The sequence below is a fragment of the Vreelandella xerophytica genome (assembly GCF_968048975.1).
This window is the reverse complement of record NZ_OZ309106.1, coordinates 776,122-791,751: the sequence shown is the minus strand read 5'-3', so window position 1 is coordinate 791,751 and position 15,630 is coordinate 776,122. Positions and strand designations below refer to the sequence as shown.

At 57.1% G+C, this 15,630-nt stretch carries 12 protein-coding genes; 5 read left to right on the top strand and 7 right to left on the bottom strand.

What is annotated here, in order from left to right:
• Positions 1-54 precede the first annotated feature (54 nt).
• The gene (locus ACWF8S_RS03715) at positions 55-1,497 is read right to left on the bottom strand and encodes a hypothetical protein (protein ID WP_447555488.1); all 1,443 of its coding nucleotides are present in this window, start codon (positions 1,495-1,497) and stop codon (positions 55-57) included.
• Positions 1,498-1,808: 311 nt separating this feature from the next.
• On the opposite strand from ACWF8S_RS03715, the gene ACWF8S_RS03710 reads away from it, so the two are divergent.
• From ACWF8S_RS03710 to ACWF8S_RS03700, 3 genes are all read left to right on the top strand, one after another.
• Positions 1,809-2,186, top strand: a complete 378-nt coding sequence (locus ACWF8S_RS03710; protein ID WP_447555487.1) for a septal ring lytic transglycosylase RlpA family protein — start codon at positions 1,809-1,811, stop codon at positions 2,184-2,186.
• Positions 2,187-2,482: 296 nt separating this feature from the next.
• The gene (locus ACWF8S_RS03705; protein WP_447555486.1) at positions 2,483-3,487 is read left to right on the top strand and encodes an NADP-dependent oxidoreductase; all 1,005 of its coding nucleotides are present in this window, start codon (positions 2,483-2,485) and stop codon (positions 3,485-3,487) included.
• 249 nt (positions 3,488-3,736) lie between these two features.
• A complete protein-coding gene (locus tag ACWF8S_RS03700; protein WP_447555485.1) occupies positions 3,737-6,262 on the top strand; it encodes a glucose/quinate/shikimate family membrane-bound PQQ-dependent dehydrogenase in 2,526 nt (841 codons plus the stop codon).
• A gap of 77 nt (positions 6,263-6,339) precedes the next feature.
• On the opposite strand, the gene ACWF8S_RS03695 is transcribed toward ACWF8S_RS03700, so the two are convergent.
• A complete protein-coding gene (locus tag ACWF8S_RS03695) occupies positions 6,340-8,388 on the bottom strand; it encodes a TonB-dependent receptor family protein (RefSeq protein WP_447555484.1) in 2,049 nt (682 codons plus the stop codon).
• Between the two features lie 209 nt (positions 8,389-8,597).
• Between ACWF8S_RS03695 and ACWF8S_RS03690 the strand changes: the two genes are divergently transcribed.
• Positions 8,598-8,771, top strand: coding sequence for a YqaE/Pmp3 family membrane protein (locus ACWF8S_RS03690; RefSeq protein ID WP_447555483.1), 174 nt, complete (start codon positions 8,598-8,600; stop codon positions 8,769-8,771).
• Between the two features lie 89 nt (positions 8,772-8,860).
• Here the strand turns inward: ACWF8S_RS03690 and ACWF8S_RS03685 are convergent, their stop codons facing one another.
• The 4 genes from ACWF8S_RS03685 to ACWF8S_RS03670 all read right to left on the bottom strand — a co-directional run bounded on the left by ACWF8S_RS03685 (position 8,861) and on the right by ACWF8S_RS03670 (position 13,525).
• The gene (locus ACWF8S_RS03685; protein ID WP_447555482.1) at positions 8,861-10,120 is read right to left on the bottom strand and encodes a dicarboxylate/amino acid:cation symporter; all 1,260 of its coding nucleotides are present in this window, start codon (positions 10,118-10,120) and stop codon (positions 8,861-8,863) included.
• 346 nt (positions 10,121-10,466) lie between these two features.
• Positions 10,467-11,963, bottom strand: coding sequence for a tripartite tricarboxylate transporter permease (locus ACWF8S_RS03680; protein ID WP_447555481.1), 1,497 nt, complete (start codon positions 11,961-11,963; stop codon positions 10,467-10,469).
• Positions 11,964-11,982: 19 nt separating this feature from the next.
• On the bottom strand, positions 11,983-12,450 hold the full coding sequence (locus ACWF8S_RS03675) for a tripartite tricarboxylate transporter TctB family protein (RefSeq protein WP_447555480.1): 468 nt from the start codon (positions 12,448-12,450) through the stop codon (positions 11,983-11,985).
• A gap of 43 nt (positions 12,451-12,493) precedes the next feature.
• On the bottom strand, positions 12,494-13,525 hold the full coding sequence (locus ACWF8S_RS03670; RefSeq protein WP_447555479.1) for a Bug family tripartite tricarboxylate transporter substrate binding protein: 1,032 nt from the start codon (positions 13,523-13,525) through the stop codon (positions 12,494-12,496).
• Positions 13,526-13,674: 149 nt separating this feature from the next.
• Here ACWF8S_RS03670 and ACWF8S_RS03665 point away from each other — a divergent pair, with 149 nt between their 5' ends.
• A complete protein-coding gene (locus tag ACWF8S_RS03665) occupies positions 13,675-14,457 on the top strand; it encodes a GntR family transcriptional regulator (protein ID WP_447555478.1) in 783 nt (260 codons plus the stop codon).
• 283 nt (positions 14,458-14,740) lie between these two features.
• On the opposite strand, the gene ACWF8S_RS03660 is transcribed toward ACWF8S_RS03665, so the two are convergent.
• Positions 14,741-15,592 (bottom strand): helix-turn-helix transcriptional regulator, encoded by an 852-nt coding sequence (locus ACWF8S_RS03660; RefSeq protein WP_447555477.1) that lies wholly within the window; start codon positions 15,590-15,592, stop codon positions 14,741-14,743.
• Between the last annotated feature and the right edge of the window lie 38 nt (positions 15,593-15,630).

Sequence of the window (15,630 nt, the reverse complement as noted above, 5' to 3'; positions counted from 1 at the left end):
ACAAGGGCGCGGTCACTCAAAGCACGGGCCGTTTTGACGCGTGGCGGCTGGCCGTCAGGCGTCGGGCTGCATGTCCGTCGCTTCAGCCCTGTATTCGAGTTCAAACAACCCACTGCCGTAGGCGCTATAGCCACGGGCATGTACGGTGTAGCTGCCGGGTAACAGCGAGGCTTCGAGCAGCGCGTTGGTTCCCTGACCGCCGTCATCGTCGGCAAACGAGACGCCCTCGCCGGTGAGTTCGAGATAGGCGTCAAAGTCGGTAGAGTTCATCGCAATCGACACCGCCGTGCTCTCTTCGAGCTCCAACTGATAAATGACGTCCTCGCCGCTATACCACCCGGCAATGCTTTCACCCGCGGTGAGTGTGCCTTCATTTTGAAGCTCGATGCCTTCAGGCAGCTCGTTACTCCCTACCGAAAGCGTGAAAAGCCCTGCAGTTTCCGAGCTATACGCCGTTCTTGCGGTGACTTGATAGACCCCGGGGGCCAGAAAGTCGGTTATACGGGCATCGAGGCCGTCACCGCCATCATCGTCTTCTCGGTAGTAGTCGTTATCGCCGCGCAATTCCAGAAAAGCGTCGACATCACTTGAAACCATATCGATCTGGTACATGCCCGCCTCTTCGATTTCAAGCTCGTACTCGAGCGCCTGGCCACTGTACCAGCCACCGAGGGATTCATCGGGCGCGATGGGGCCGTCATTGCGAAGCTCGCCGCCGGGAAGTTCCTTGGTTTCAGCAGTGAGCGTATAGATACCACTGCCGTCACCGTAGGTCTGCGCCTTGACGGTATAGTCCCCCGGCGCCAGGAAGTCGGAGATCTGCGCGTCCAGGTCGCCGCCGCTATCATCGTCTTCGCGCAGGTATCCGTTGGGGCCTTCAATCACCAGGTACGCATCAAAATCCGATGAGCGCATGTCGATCTGATACAGGCCCGCCTCCTCGATCGTCAACGTGACGGCGTGCTCGCTGCCCTGCAGCCAGCTATCCATGGGCTCACCCAGGCTCAGCGTATCGGAATCGCTGAGTTCGATCCTGCGGGGATAGAGCGTGAACGGGCCATAGCTGCTGGCATCATAACCACTCACCACCACGACGTAATCACCCGCTTGCTCGACGCGATAGCGCAGGGTCTCGGCACTCTCCATGAGCTGAAGCTGATCGTCATACAGCGCCACGACGCCCTCGAGGGCGCCGCTCAGGCTCAGCTCGATCAATTCGTCTTGTTCAAGCGACAGGCCGTAGCGTAGAAAGCGGCTACCGTCCTTGCCATTCAACTGCCCCTGGGAAGTCAGTTCGTCACGCAGGCGCTCATCCAGAGTCAGGTAGTCAAGCCCCTGAAGGGCTTCGGGCGTTGAGGTTTGCTCGGCATCGTCATCCTGTGTCTGGGCATCCAATGTCGTGCCCAGTTTTTCGGGAACGACCTGAGCGACCAGAAAACCGATCAAGGCACCGCCCACCACGCCAACTACCAGCGTCAACGAAGAACTTTTAGCCATTGGATATCCATACCAGGTTATTGAAAGTTGAAAAAATAATAACACGTGGGTCATTACATCATAAGTTTCTTATCAAACAGAAAAGCACTTTGCAGAACAATCGGAGCTGACTTCGTTCTGGTTTGTAAAGGCTCTTTAACTGACTGACTTGGCTTGAAGAGTTGCCAAGTGAACTAAAATCGCAATTTGGGGTACAACGTCGCCGATCATCGCAAAGCTTGCTGAACAGATAAGAGGAGGCTACCATCGCGAGGCCTACCGGGTAGTTCGTTATTGAATACCGGATCGATATCCATAGCTGAGGTACTCCAATGGGAGCCTATGCCAGACGTATTAAAATAAGCGTATTCGCGATTTTATTATGTGTAGCTTCGACGGGCGCCTTTGCCCAAGAGACCGATACTCAGGAAGGTGTGGCATCGTTTTACAGTGATCGCTTCCAGGGCGCGACCACCGCCAGCGGAGAAGCTTTCGACCAGCAGGCGCTGACCGCCGCTCATCCCAGCCTGCCGTTTGGCAGCAAGGTACTGGTCACCCGCCCCGATACCGGCCAGGAAGTCGAAGTGCTCATCAACGATCGCGGCCCCTTCGTCAAAGGCCGGGTGATCGATCTTTCCAAACGTGCGGCGCGCCAGCTCGGCATCGTTCGTCGAGGCACGGCGCCGGTGATGTTGACACTGATCAACTAGGCGCTTGAGGTTTCAAAGGCTCAGGGTTGCAAAAAGCTCATCTAGCTTCTCAGATAGCCAAGCTTTTGAACATCCAGGGTATCGAGCAAGAGAACTTAACGGCTAGCGCACTCGCGTATGTGCGGTACCCCTTAAGCACCCGCTCAGTACAGTTCTACCTTACCGCTGAAAGCGGCCCCCGGCGGGGCCGCTTTTTTATTTCACGTAATTGGCGAACTTGCCTTGGCGCTTATAGTCTTTACGCTTAGCGCATGACTTCGAAAGTGTGAATCAATTCATCTACGCAGGAGGCAATGATGCAATCACGCTATTTTACGCTGACCGATTATCCCGAAGGCTTGCCCAGCCGCGAGCTTTTCAGACTTGAAACCGAAGAGCTACCCGACCTGGGGCCAGGCGAGGTGCGGATTCAAAACCGCTGGCTTTCGGTGGATCCTTATATGCGCGGTCGCATGAGCGGTGTGCGTACGTATGTGGCGCCCTTTGAATTAGGCAAGCCCATGGAAGGGGGCGCCATCGGCGAGATCATCGAATCCAACGACGAACGCCTGAACGTCGGCGACAAGGTAAGTCACATGGGCGGCTGGCGTGACGTTGCCCAGGTGTCGGGCGAAGGCGTCACCCCTTTACCGGATCACGATGTTCCCGAACAGGCGTACCTGGGCATTCTGGGCATGCCCGGCATGACGGCCTGGACCGGGCTGAACCAGATCGCCGAGTGCAAGACCGGCGATAACGTCCTGGTCAGCGCGGCCAGCGGCGCGGTGGGCTCGCTGGTGGTGCAACTGGCCAAGGCGAAAGGCTGCCACGTGGTGGGTATCGCCGGCGCGGCACACAAGCTTGCCTGGCTCGAATCCGTGGGTGTCGAGCCGGTGAGCTACAAAGACCGTACCGCGCACGAGCTTGGCGATGCCATCCGGCTTGCCTGCCCGGAAGGTATCGACGTGTATTACGAAAACGTGGGCGGTGCCTGCCTGGAAGCCGCGCTTGGCCAGCTCAACGAAGGCGCCCGGATCGCTGTCTGCGGCATGATCGACAGCTACAACGACAAGACCCCGGCACCCGGGCCCAGCAACCTGTCTCAACTGGTAGTGCGCAAGGCGAAGATGCAGGGCTTTATCGTTGCCGATCATTGGTCGAACTATACCTACTTCCTGAACGAAGTGGGCCCGCAGGTGGCTGAAGGCAAGTTCGATTATAAAGAGACGGTCAAGGAAGGGCTTGAAAGTACACCGGAGGCGTTTCTTGAACTCTTCGAAGGTGGCAACACGGGCAAGATGCTGGTCAAGCTTGCTGATTGATCCCGTCTTGAAGTGACCTTCTCTGATCCTGCCCAAACAGGGCCGCTTTATCTTTGATAAAGCGGCCCTGTTTTTTTATCAATCCTCTTGAATCAGTTCGACCAAAAGCGAATTGATTATTAAGATAAGCGCGATACCAACGTGTTTTAACCCATCGCGACACCAACCGATGGGTCAGCCTGCGTTGACAGCGACTAGCGAGATATTACCGTCCGCTGGTCTTTAGTACGTTGCCAACAGGGAAATCCCATGGAAGAAAATATTCGCGCCCGCAGCCAATGGCCGGCTATCGTGCTCGGCCTGCTGCTGGCCGCTGCCGGGCTTGCGCTGGCTATCGGCGGCGTCAAGCTGCTGAGCCTGGGCGGCAGCCTCTACTACGTGGTTGCCGGCGTTGGTGTGATGGCCGCCGGTATTCTACTCGCTCTGCGCAAGGGCACCGCCTTATGGCTTTATGCCGCGATCTTGCTGGGCACCCTGGCATGGGCGCTATGGGAAGTAGGCCTGGACTGGTGGCAGCTTGTCCCCCGGGTCGCGATCCCCTGTCTGATAGCCATCATCATGCTGCTGCCCTGGTGGCGCAAGCCGCTTCATTCACGTGGGGGAAGCCTGGCCCTGACGGCGAGCATCGTCGCCTCCATTGCGGTGGCCATTGCGAGTCAGTTCAACGCCCCGGGCTTGATCGAGGGCACCCTGGCCGAGAACCGCCCGAATGCCGACGTCAACCCGGCGCAGGCGGCCAACGATGACTGGCCCGCCTACGGCGGCACCAACGCGGGCACCCACTACTCCTTGCTTGACCAGATCACCCCGGAGAACATCGGCGAGCTCGAAGAGGTATGGCGCATTCAGACCGGCGACGCCCCAGGCCCGGATGCCCCGCCGGAGATCACCAATCAGAATACGCCGCTCAAGGTGAACGACACCCTTTACATCTGTACCTCCCACAGCCGCGCCATGGCGCTTTCACCGGAAACCGGAGAAACCCTTTGGGAGTTCGATCCTGACATCAGTGCCATGGGGGCGGACAACTTCTCCCTCTGGCCGCACATGACCTGCCGGGGCCTGGCCTATTACGACGCCGCCAACTACGCCGGTGGGGGTGATACCCAGCCGGATACCGGCACCAGCGCTGAAGCCGCCGGCTCATCCGAGCTTCTCGCTGACCCCGGTGCCTTTGCCATCGACCTGGCACTGCTTGAAGAGATTGCGGGAGCGATCAGCGGTGAAGACGACAACGCCCCTTCGATGATGCTCAGCCAGACCGACGTGATGTGCCCACGCAGGCTCTACCTGCCTACGGCGGATGCTCGCCTGATCGCGCTGAATGCCGATACCGGCGAACGCTGCCGTGGATTTGGCGACGATGGCGTGGTGGACCTGACGCGCAATATCGGTGAGTTCGACCCCGGCGGCTACTACTCCACGTCTCCGGCGACGGTCACGGAAAACCTGGTGATCCTGGGCGGCCACGTAACCGACAACAGCTCCATCGATGAGCCGTCCGGCGTGATCCGCGCCTTTGACGTGCGCACCGGCGAGCTGGTCTGGAACTGGGACAGCGGCAATCCCGACAACACCGAGCCGCTTGCCGACGACGACATCTATACCCGCAATTCGCCCAACGTATGGCCCCCGATCAGCGTGGATGAAGAGCTGGGGCTGGTCTACCTGCCCATGGGTAACGCCACGCCGGACCAATGGGGCGCCAACCGCACCGAAAACGATGAAATCTACAGCGCCGGCCTGGTCGCGCTTGAACTCGAAACCGGTCAGGTGGCCTGGGTCTATCAGTTCGTTCACCATGACCTTTGGGACATGGACATGCCGGCCCAGCCCGTGCTGATCGATCTGGCCACCGCCGAAGGCACCCAGCCGGCGGTGATTCAACCGACCAAGCAGGGCAGCCTCTACGTACTGAACCGGGAAACCGGCGAGGCGATCGTGCCGATCGAGGAAATTCCCGTCCCGCAAGGCGCGGTGGAAGGCGACTGGACGGCTGAGACCCAGCCACGCTCGGCACTGAACCTGCTGCCACCGCCGCTCACCGAGCGTGACATGTGGGGTGCGACACCGGTTGATCAGATGATGTGCCGTATCCAGTTCAACTCGCTGCGCTATGAAGGCCAGTACACGCCGCCCTCGCTTGAAGGCAGCATCGTCTACCCGGGTAATGTCGGGGTGATGAACTGGGGCGGCGTGGCGGTCGACCCGCAGCGCCAGACGCTGTTCACCGGTGCCAAGTACCTGGCCTTCGTCTCCCGCCTGGTTCCGCGTGAAGAAGTGGAAGACGAGCAGGGCTCGGCCAGCGAACAGGGCCTTCAGCCCAACGCCGGCGCGCCTTACGCCGTCGAACTCGGGCCTCTGCTTTCCATCTTCGACCTGCCCTGCCAGGCACCCTCCTGGGGCGACGTGGCCGGTATCGATCTGCAAAGTGCCGAGGTTGTCTGGAAACACCCCAACGGCACCACCCGCGACAGCATGCCCTTTGGTTTGCCCATTGGCTTACCAGTGGGCGTACCGGCGCTGGGCGGCCCGCTGACCACTGCAGGCGGCGTCTCGTTCTTGAGCGGCACGCTGGACCAGTACCTGCGCGGCTACAACCTCGCCACCGGTGAAGAGATCTACAAGGCGCGCCTGCCCGCCGGCGGTCAGGCCACTCCGATGACCTATACCGGCGCCGATGGTCGTCAGTACGTAGTGGTGACCGCCGGAGGACACGGCACCTTCGGCACCAAGATGGGCGACTACGTCATAGGCTACGCTCTGCCGGAATAAGCCAGCCGCCTCTCGAGCGTCAGCAACGAAAACGGGCAGCCCTTGGGCTGCCCGTTCGTATAAAGGCCGGCGCGGTCTTAAAAGCTCATCTCGACCCCACCGTAAACGCTGCGTCCTGGTGCAGGCTCGTAGTAGCGGCCAAAGGTGCCGTTCAAGCGCACGTTAGAGTAGTGTTCCTCATCAAAAACATTACGCAGCCCCACATAGGCATTCAGCCGCGAGCTTTCATTGAGCTGCCAGCCATCACCCACGCGCAGGTTCACCAGCCAGTAACTCTCCGCCTCTACCTCGTTGGCGTTATCAGCCAGTAAATCGCCGATATACTCGGTTTCAAGCGTGGCAAATCGGTCATCCCTTTCCCAGGTCAACTGACTGATCCAGGTCTGCTCCGGCAAGCCAGGGATACGGTTACCATCGAAGCGCTCGGTGGGGGTGGTGAACTCGTCAAACTCGTAGCGGGCCAGCGTCAGTGCGCTGTCCAGCCGCCACTGCTGGGCGAACTGCCAGCCGAGCGCCAGTTCCACGCCGTCGCGGTCGGTGTTGCCCGCGTTCTGGTAGAACGTGCGCCCCCCTTCATCAAACGGCACCAGCTCATCGCGCACGCGTACCGAGAAGAGCGCCAGATCGTAATCCAGCGCCAAAGGGGCCACATAGCCGCGCAGGCCCACTTCCCGGTTCCAGGCCTTTTGAGGCTTCACGCCTGGGTTGAAACCGCCGCCGGCAGGATTGGCGAACTCGCTGAAGGTGGGCGTCTCGAACGCCGTCCCGGTGTTGATATATGCCTGATGCTGCGGCCGATAACGGTAACTGAGCCCGGCGGAGCCGCTCCATTCGTTGAAGGTCTGCTCGCCGCTTTGATCGCCATCGTTGAAGTAGTGATCGTCTACCTCGAGCCTTACCCGGTCAAAACGCGCCCCCAGCGAGAAGGTCACCTCCTCGGTCAGGCCGAGATCCCCTTGGGCGAACACGCCCGTCGAGGTAGCGGTCTGCTTTTCATCGGCCACCTGCTCACCTACCGCCCCGGTCGCGCTGACGTCGTTGCGAAAGCGGTCGTCCTCCTGGCGCGCCACGTCCACGCCCACAATATAGGTCAAAGGCAGCGTTCCCAGCGCCACTTCGTGGTGGTACTCGCCGCTGCCGCCCATGTAGTCGCGCTGATAACCCAGACGGCTGTCCCCCACGTAGGGAAGCTGCTGCTCGAAATCGCGCTTGGCGAAAAAGCCGCTTAGATAAAGTTCGCCAGCACCCGCACTCAAATCCTCGTACTGAAGCCCGACCAACTGCTGGTCGACGTTTTGTCCGGCGTCCAGGGCCAGCGAATTGGGTGCAGCCTGATCGCGCCCCCGGGCCACTTCCCGGGCGTTCAGCGCCCCCGGATCTTCCGAGCGCGGGTTTTCAAGCAAGTTCACGATGGCAGTCAGCGCCCGCTCGCTGCCCAGTTCACGGCGCAGCTTGGCGTTGAGCAGGTACTTTTCAGTCGAGCTTTGCTCCCGGTAGCCGTCAACGTTCAAACCGGTCAGGCTGACATGGTGTGACCAGTCGCCGTTCTGGCCGCCGTTTTGCAGCGCCAGCTTTTGATAGCCGTCACTGCCCGCCTCTACGCGCACACGCGAGCCCGGATCACTGCGGCCATCAGCGGTGGTGATGTCGATGACGCCGCCAGCGGCATTGCCGTAAAGCACCGATGACGGCCCGCGAATGACCTCGATGCGCTCGGCGCTGTCCAGGTCGATGGCATCCAGCTGGGCCTGGCCGTCGGGCAGCGTGTAGGGAATGCCGTCCACGCGAACGGTAATACCGCGTACGCCAAAGGGGGCTCGCGCGCCAAAGCCCCGAATGGCTATTCGCTGGCCCTGGGCAAAGTTATCGCGATTTTGCAGGAACACCCCCGGCACGCGCACCAGCGATTCATCAAGGCGCACCCGCTGCTGGCCCTGGCTGATTTCATCCCCCTCCAGAGTGGAAACCGCCGCCGGAGTGGCGTAAAGCTCCCGGGAAAGCCGCGGAGCACTGACTTCAAGCGTGGAAAGCGTGACGGACGCCGGCGAGGCGGGGGCCTGGGCAAATGCCGGGCTTGCGGTCGCAGCGCTTAACAGCAGTACGGTGGAGGACAATAGCTTATCCATAGCATCTCATCTTTGGTCGTCGCGGTAAGAAGGCACAGGCCTCGAGAGAAGGTAGACCCTAATGCAAAGGGCAACGATGGCCTAGAATGAACACAAACACCACTACACAAATTAACGCAAAGTATTCGCGAAGGGCGCGCGCGGTAACTACACTTGCAGGCAACTGGATAACAAGTAGTTATTCTTGACAAGCATAGGAGGCTTACACCATGGCATTAACCGCCACTGATCCGATCAAGATGATTTTCGCCATCTTGCTGCCCCCGTTGGGCGTCTTTCTTGAAGTCGGCCTGAAAGGCCATTTCTGGCTCAACATTCTGCTGACCCTGTTCGGCTTCATTCCCGGCATCATTCACGCGTTTTATGTGATTCTGAAGTATTAAGTTAAGTATTAAGTTAAGTACTAAGCGTTCCTTGAACGAAACAGAACAGGGCGCCTTCAAGGCGCCCTGTTCTGTTCTAAGGACTCGTTTCAAACGTGCTCGGCGGTGGCAGGTTCACTTTCTGGCTCGTGTTCAAGTTTCTGGCCTTCGCTACGGGCAATCACCGTGGTGCCTACCAGATCACCGGTCACGTTCAGCGCGGTCGCCCCCATGCCCACCAGAGCATCGATGGCGGTCAGCAGTACCACGGTTTCGATGGGCAGCCCTACCTGGGCAAACACCGTGGCAATCATGATGATCCCCGCCCCCGGCACGCCGGCAGTGCCGACCGACACCAGCGTGCCGATCAGCACGATCTGCACCATGCTGACAAGATCGAGCGGCGCCCCGATCACGTTGGCGGCAAAGACGGCGGAGATCGCGATACGAATCGCCGCGCCATCCATGTTGAGCGTGGCCCCCAGCGGCAGGCTGAACCCGTACACGCTGCGCGAAATCCCCAGGCGTTGCGCTGCGTCGATCGTCAGCGGCAGCGTGCCGGAGCTGCTCTGGGTGGCAAACGCGGTCGCCATGGGCGTGCGCGCTTCCCGAAAGAACGTGCGTAGTTTCACCCCGAACAAGCGCATGATGATGCAATAGATCACCAGTTGCAGGGCCAGCGCGATATACAGCACCATCACCATATCGCCCAGCGACAGCAATGTATCCAGGCCCTGCTGACTGACGGTCTCGGCCACGATGGCGAACACGCCGATGGGCACCACATGCAGCACCCCCGCCATGACCTTGAGCGTGACGCTGTTCAGCCCCTCGATCACTTCATACAAGCGCTCGGCGGTTTCTGGTTGGGCGCTCTGGCGAAGCTTCAGCAGCGCGAACCCGAACACCAGCGCGGTGAAGATGATGCCCAGCAGGTTCTGTTCGGCAAAGGCGCCAATGATATTGCTCGGCACGATATTGAGAACGACATCGACCAGGCCCGGGTTCTCCGGTGCCGTGAAGCTGGCACTTTCATCCAGCGTCATGCCACTACCGGGACTGAACAGCGAAGCCACGCTCAACCCCACGATAATCGCCAGCGACGTGGAAACCAGATAGTAGACAAACACCTTGCCCCCGACCCGCCCCACGCTGCCCTCGCGCGACTGGTTGATCCCGACCATGAGCGTAAACAGCACGATAGGCACGATCAGAAACGTCAACAGGCGCAACAGCAGATCGCCCACCGGGCCAAGCCATGTAACAACGCCTTCACCACCTACCAGCCCGACGACAACACCCAACGCTAGAGCAATACTGACCCGTAGAATGAGTGAAATGCGCATATAGCCGTATAGTAATGCCTTCATATCCCCTACCCTGGTTTAAAATCATTGCACCCGAGCTTGTTGGCGAAAGCTCCATGCATTAGCGTCATTCATACACCACCTCATAATCGTCTCCCATAGCATAGTGAAAAATCGAGCGTTTGCTGAAAACGCACCATGCGATCGAATCACACAAGATCTGCGTACAGGGAGACCGCGTTGAATGCGTTTAGCAAGACACCATGCAAAGTTGCTGGCGGTACGCTGGAAGATGACAATCCTAGAATGACGGAGGAATGGATACACGCAGAGCGATGGCGTGGCTCCATCATGGCCACGCTACAAAAGGTAGGATACAAGCCTTTCAGATAAATTGACGCCTGCTCATCTAGTGATTTCGACTTCTGGAGAAGCCACCGATAATACGAGGCAAGACCGAAAGCAATAGTAGAGCCAGGAAAAACAAGGTAATGGGACGCTCTAGCACGAACCCTAGATTACCACCACTGATCTGCATGCTTCTCACCAGCTCACCTTCGGCCATGCCTCCGACTAACAGCCCTACCACAGTGGCTGCAACGGGGAAGCCGTAGAGGCGCATCAACCATCCCACGATGCCGGTGGCTACGACTGTAATCGGCCCCACCATATTTCCAGTAATGGTATAGGCCCCGACCACTGATAAAACGAGCACGATAGGAATCATGAGGCGTAACGATACCTTGACGATATAGCCAGCTACAAAAATAAAAGCCAACCCCACGATCAACAGCAGAAGGGCCTGCACCATATTGCCCAGAATAAGGGCATAGACAATATCGGTGTTCTCGCGGATGAAGCGAGGCCCGCCCGTGACATTGTGTAACGCAAAGGCACTGAGCAATACTGCCGTGCCGGCGCCTCCAGGAAGACCCAGCGCCAACAGCGTAATCATCGAGCCGCCTTCAGAGCTACTGTTGGCTGATTCAGCGGCGATCAACCCCTCGGGATTGCCCTTGCCAAACGATTCGGTATGAGAGGATTGCCGTTTCGCTGTCGCGTAGGCGGCTAGGTTGGCGATACTTGCGCCCACGCCGGGTATGGCGCCGATGACTGCCCCCATGCACCCACCACGCAACATCTGGTAGGGCTTACCGATAGCCTGGCCCATGCCAGCCACGATATCGCTGAAACGAACGGTACGATTTTGCTGATCATCAACGATATAGTGCTTGCCAATCAGATTGAACAGCTCCGACGCGGCAAAGAAGCCGATCAGCGCAGGAATAGCCGGAATGCCATCTAGTAAATACATGCTACCGAAGGTGCCTCGCATCTGCCCGGCGTCGCTATATCCCACCGTACTTATCAAAATACCGAGTACGCCGGCCGCCAGCCCTTTTGAAATACTGGCATCATTGAGCACGGCGATAAGAGTGATTCCCCAAAGCGCAATCACCAGCATTTCGGTCGGGCCAAGTTTCAAAACCCAGTGCGATACAGATTGAACCGTCAATAACAACAGCAGGTACCCGACCAGCGTGCCCAGTACAGAGGCCATCAGACCAATCCCAAGCGCCTGAGCATGAAGCCCCTTACGCGCCATGGGATAGCCATCGAACGCCGTCGCAACCGAAGAGGAGGTTCCGGGAATATTCATCATGATGGCCGGAATGGCGCCACCGAAGCCGCCCCCGGTAAAGATTGCGGTCAAGAACAGGATGGCAGGTAAAAAATCCATGTAGAGCGTGGCGGGTAGAAACACTGCCATTGCAATGGATATCGAAAGACCGGGGATGGAGCCAAAAAAAAGCCCGATAAGTAACCCTGGAGGCACTACCAGCCAGGCGGCGGGCGTGCTCGCGAGAAGTTCCAGAGCAGCTTGAAAGGCATCGATATTGATCATGTAAACGCTATGCCCTTGGCTAGAAAATCGTGGTGGGAAGCCGTACGTTCAGCAGGCTGACAAACACGAACGTCACGATGAGGGAAACGGTCACACTCGTTATAGCCAGTAACCACCAACGCTTTTCACCCTGCAGATAAAGCGTGAGCGCTACGAATATCAAGCTACCAACGTCGAAGCCAACCAGGGGCAGCGTAACTACATAGAGTGCCAACAAGCCTATAAAGAGTACCGTGCCATAGGTAACGGTTTGATGGGCATCGGTCACCGGCTCTTTTTGCTTATACCAATCGATTATTTTAGTGCCAGCAACGACCAAAAGAGCCGCGATACCGATACCGCTAGCGGGGATCACCAGCATCCAATCAGTGACCCCGCGTGAATTTGCATGCACTAGCTGCGCGTAATAGTAAAACGCGCCAGCCAGTACTAATGAGAAAAGAACGTTACCCCAAGGGAAGGGCCGAACTAACGATGAAGACGCCATATCCCAGCCTGCCTTTTGAGTTGGAATGGTACGTGCCGCTCGGTTACTGAATCATCGGGGCATATTGCTTGATCGCTTCATAGCTCGTATCGATCAACATTTGACTTTGCTCCGGCGGCACCCAATCTGCGCCTATTCCCGCGGAATCCGCCCACGCCTGGAACTCGTCACTTTCAAGAGTTTCCCGGTAAGCCTCCAGCAACCGCTCGTAACGCTCGGGGTATTCCTCTTGCAAAGTGGCATGTACCAGCAAACCGGAAATATTGCCGCCGATCAGGGGTAAGGGGTCGATACTCAATTGAGCCAACTCATCATTCAAAAGCGGGGCATCCCAGCTTTCGCTTGGCTGGTCGTGCACCACGGCCAACGCTCTAATTTCTTCTTCGATGGTTAAAGCAGCTTCTGCGGCGAGGATTTCAAAGTCGACTTGATTACCCGCCAATGCCGTACGCAGAGGAGCACCACCACTGTAAGTGACAAAGCGTACGTTATCGTGCTCGATATCGAGCGCGTCCATCATTACCAGCGTTTGTATGTGGCCACCATTGCCTACAATAATGCCCGAGCTAACCTCACCGGGTTCACGCATTGCGTTGACAAGCTGCTCAAGGTCCTCATAAGGGCTATCGTTATGTACGGCAACGATGCCGTAGTCATTCCACTGAGCGCTCAATATCGCGAAGTCTTCCCACTTTACAGGAGCGCCGCCAACTTCGATGGCGCTGGCAAGATATGGCGTAGCCTGCATGACGAGCAAGGTCTCTCCATCGGCTTCTTGCTGCTGAAAATAAGTAGCTCCTAATGCTCCCGCGCCACCGGGGCGATTTAGTACCGTTACAGGGACCCCAAGGCGTGGTGAGAGGTGTTCGGCTAGCCCGCGAGCCAATCTGTCGGCGCTTCCACCTGCGTCAAAGGGGACGATAATTTCCAAGGGACTATCCGGCCAGGACGCTTGTGCTTGAGCGTGTGCAGTGAAGACGAGACTACCCAAGGCGAGACATGACATCGTCCATAATTTTTTAGTGTGGCGCTGCGTAGTAGAATGGACAAGCCAAGACATTCGATAGTCGAACATAGCGTTTCTCCAGTTATCGTTTTTATATTTTAGATGTGACGGTAATTAGTGTTATTGGTTACCTGACAGCAAACATTGATACATGGTACTTTTGTTATGTCAATAGGACAAATAACAATATCTGCACGTCATTCATGCTAGGAGACATTGTGCGAGTTCTCCCACAGACACCAGCCGTTGAAGACAGCGACAACCCGTGGCCCAAGCATCACCGCGTTTACTTGGTACTTCGACAAGAGATTCTGGATGGCGCGTATCCGGTCAACCAGTCCTTACCCAATGAAATTGCATTGGCTCAAAATTTTGGGGTTTCACGCATCACTGTGCGTAAAGCCATGGAGAGGTTGAACAGAGAAGGCTTAGTGGAGCGCTTCAGGGGTAAAGGTACTTTTCCCGTGACAACAGAAGACTCTCCCATTCAGGCAAGCATTTCAGGTGTCATCGAAAATTTGATCGCGATGGGCCTCAGTACCAACGTTGAAGTTATAGATTTTGATTACATGAAAGCGAATCAGGATATAGCCGATACTTTGCAGTTACTCAAGGATAATCTGGTACAAAAAACGGTGCGAATACGCAGTCATCTTGGCGTGCCTTTTTCACTTTTAACAACCTATGTTCCCGAGTCGATCGGTAGAACTTACTCAAAGGAAGACTTGGCAACTCAACCCCTGCTGCTGTTACTGGCAAATGCCGAAGTAAAGGTGGCCCATGCACGGCAAACGATAACGGCCAAGCTTGCAACACCAGATCAAGCTAAGCTTCTGAAAATACAGCCGGGAGAGGCTTTATTGCGTATCCGACGAGTTGTTTTCGATGAGGAAGGAATTCCTGTCGAGTACATAGAAGGTTTTTATTGCCCCGGAACATACGAGCATGAGGTGTCGCTAGGTATCAAGATGCATAATGATCAACGTTTATGGGATACATGATCACCATGCTTCCAATAACAATACGACCCTGTCGAAACCCATATTTATTACAATAAAAATCTTCAATTGAACAATAAAAAGCATCATTTATTTATTTATTTATTACATGACGCTTATGGTGTTTTGAAGCCTTCAAAAGCACACTACCTGGAGGTAGCGCGGCAAAAGGCATGGAAATACAACATAGGTTGGCCCGCCTAAAAAGCCTTCCCTCTGCTTACAGCTGGCGTGCATTCTTCCTAGGCCAGATGCCTGTGGGCTTTAGAAAGCCGTGAACAGCGCGTCATGACACAGGTGCCCAGGACGCCTGAAGCCAGTGGTCAAAGGCGGTTTCTTTCTTCTTGCTCGCCGCGTAATAGACCAACCGCAGGTGGCGGTCTTCATCGACCATCAACGAGGTATGCTCAAACTCGATCGGCCCTAACGATGCCAGATTAAGATGGCGAACGCCCTGGCAAGGCCCGTGAATATCCTGTCCGGCCCACCAGGTTTTGAAATCCCGATCGACTTGCCCTAGCGTCTTGATCAATTCATTGATGTCCGGGTCATCCGGTGCACGGGCGGCATCACGCTTGAAACTGGCAAGCATCTGCCGTACCTGCGCTTCCCAAGGGTCGAAAAGCGCGCGCGTAGCCGTATCCGCAAACAGCAGCCATAGCAGGTTACGCTGCTCGGGTGGGTGCTCGGAGAAGCCAAACAGACGATCAGCGGCGGGGTTCCAGGCCAGCACATCCCAGCGCAAGTTCAAGACGTACGCAGGCCGCGTGGGTAGATCGTTCATCAAACGATGCACCAGAGGCGGCACGATGCACCAGGTTTTGCCGGGTTCGGCGGGTAGGCGCTGGTGCGCCAGTAGAAACAGATGGCGCCGCTCGGCAGCATCGAGTTTCAGCGTTCGCGCCAGACGATCGAGAAAATCGCTAGAGGCGCGAATATCGCGCCCTTGTTCCAACCACGTATACCAGGTCAACCCGACCCCAGAGAGTGCCGCCACCTCCTCACGCCGCAGCCCCGGCGTGCGCCGCCGCTTACCCGCTGGCAAGCCGACCTCGTCAGGGGTTACCTGTTCGCGTCGGCTGCGCAAGAATTCCCCAAGCGCCGTACGGGTGCGATTCAACGAACGAGCTACCGCCATCTTGTTGCCTTCAGTAATAGTATAAACGGTTAAATTGT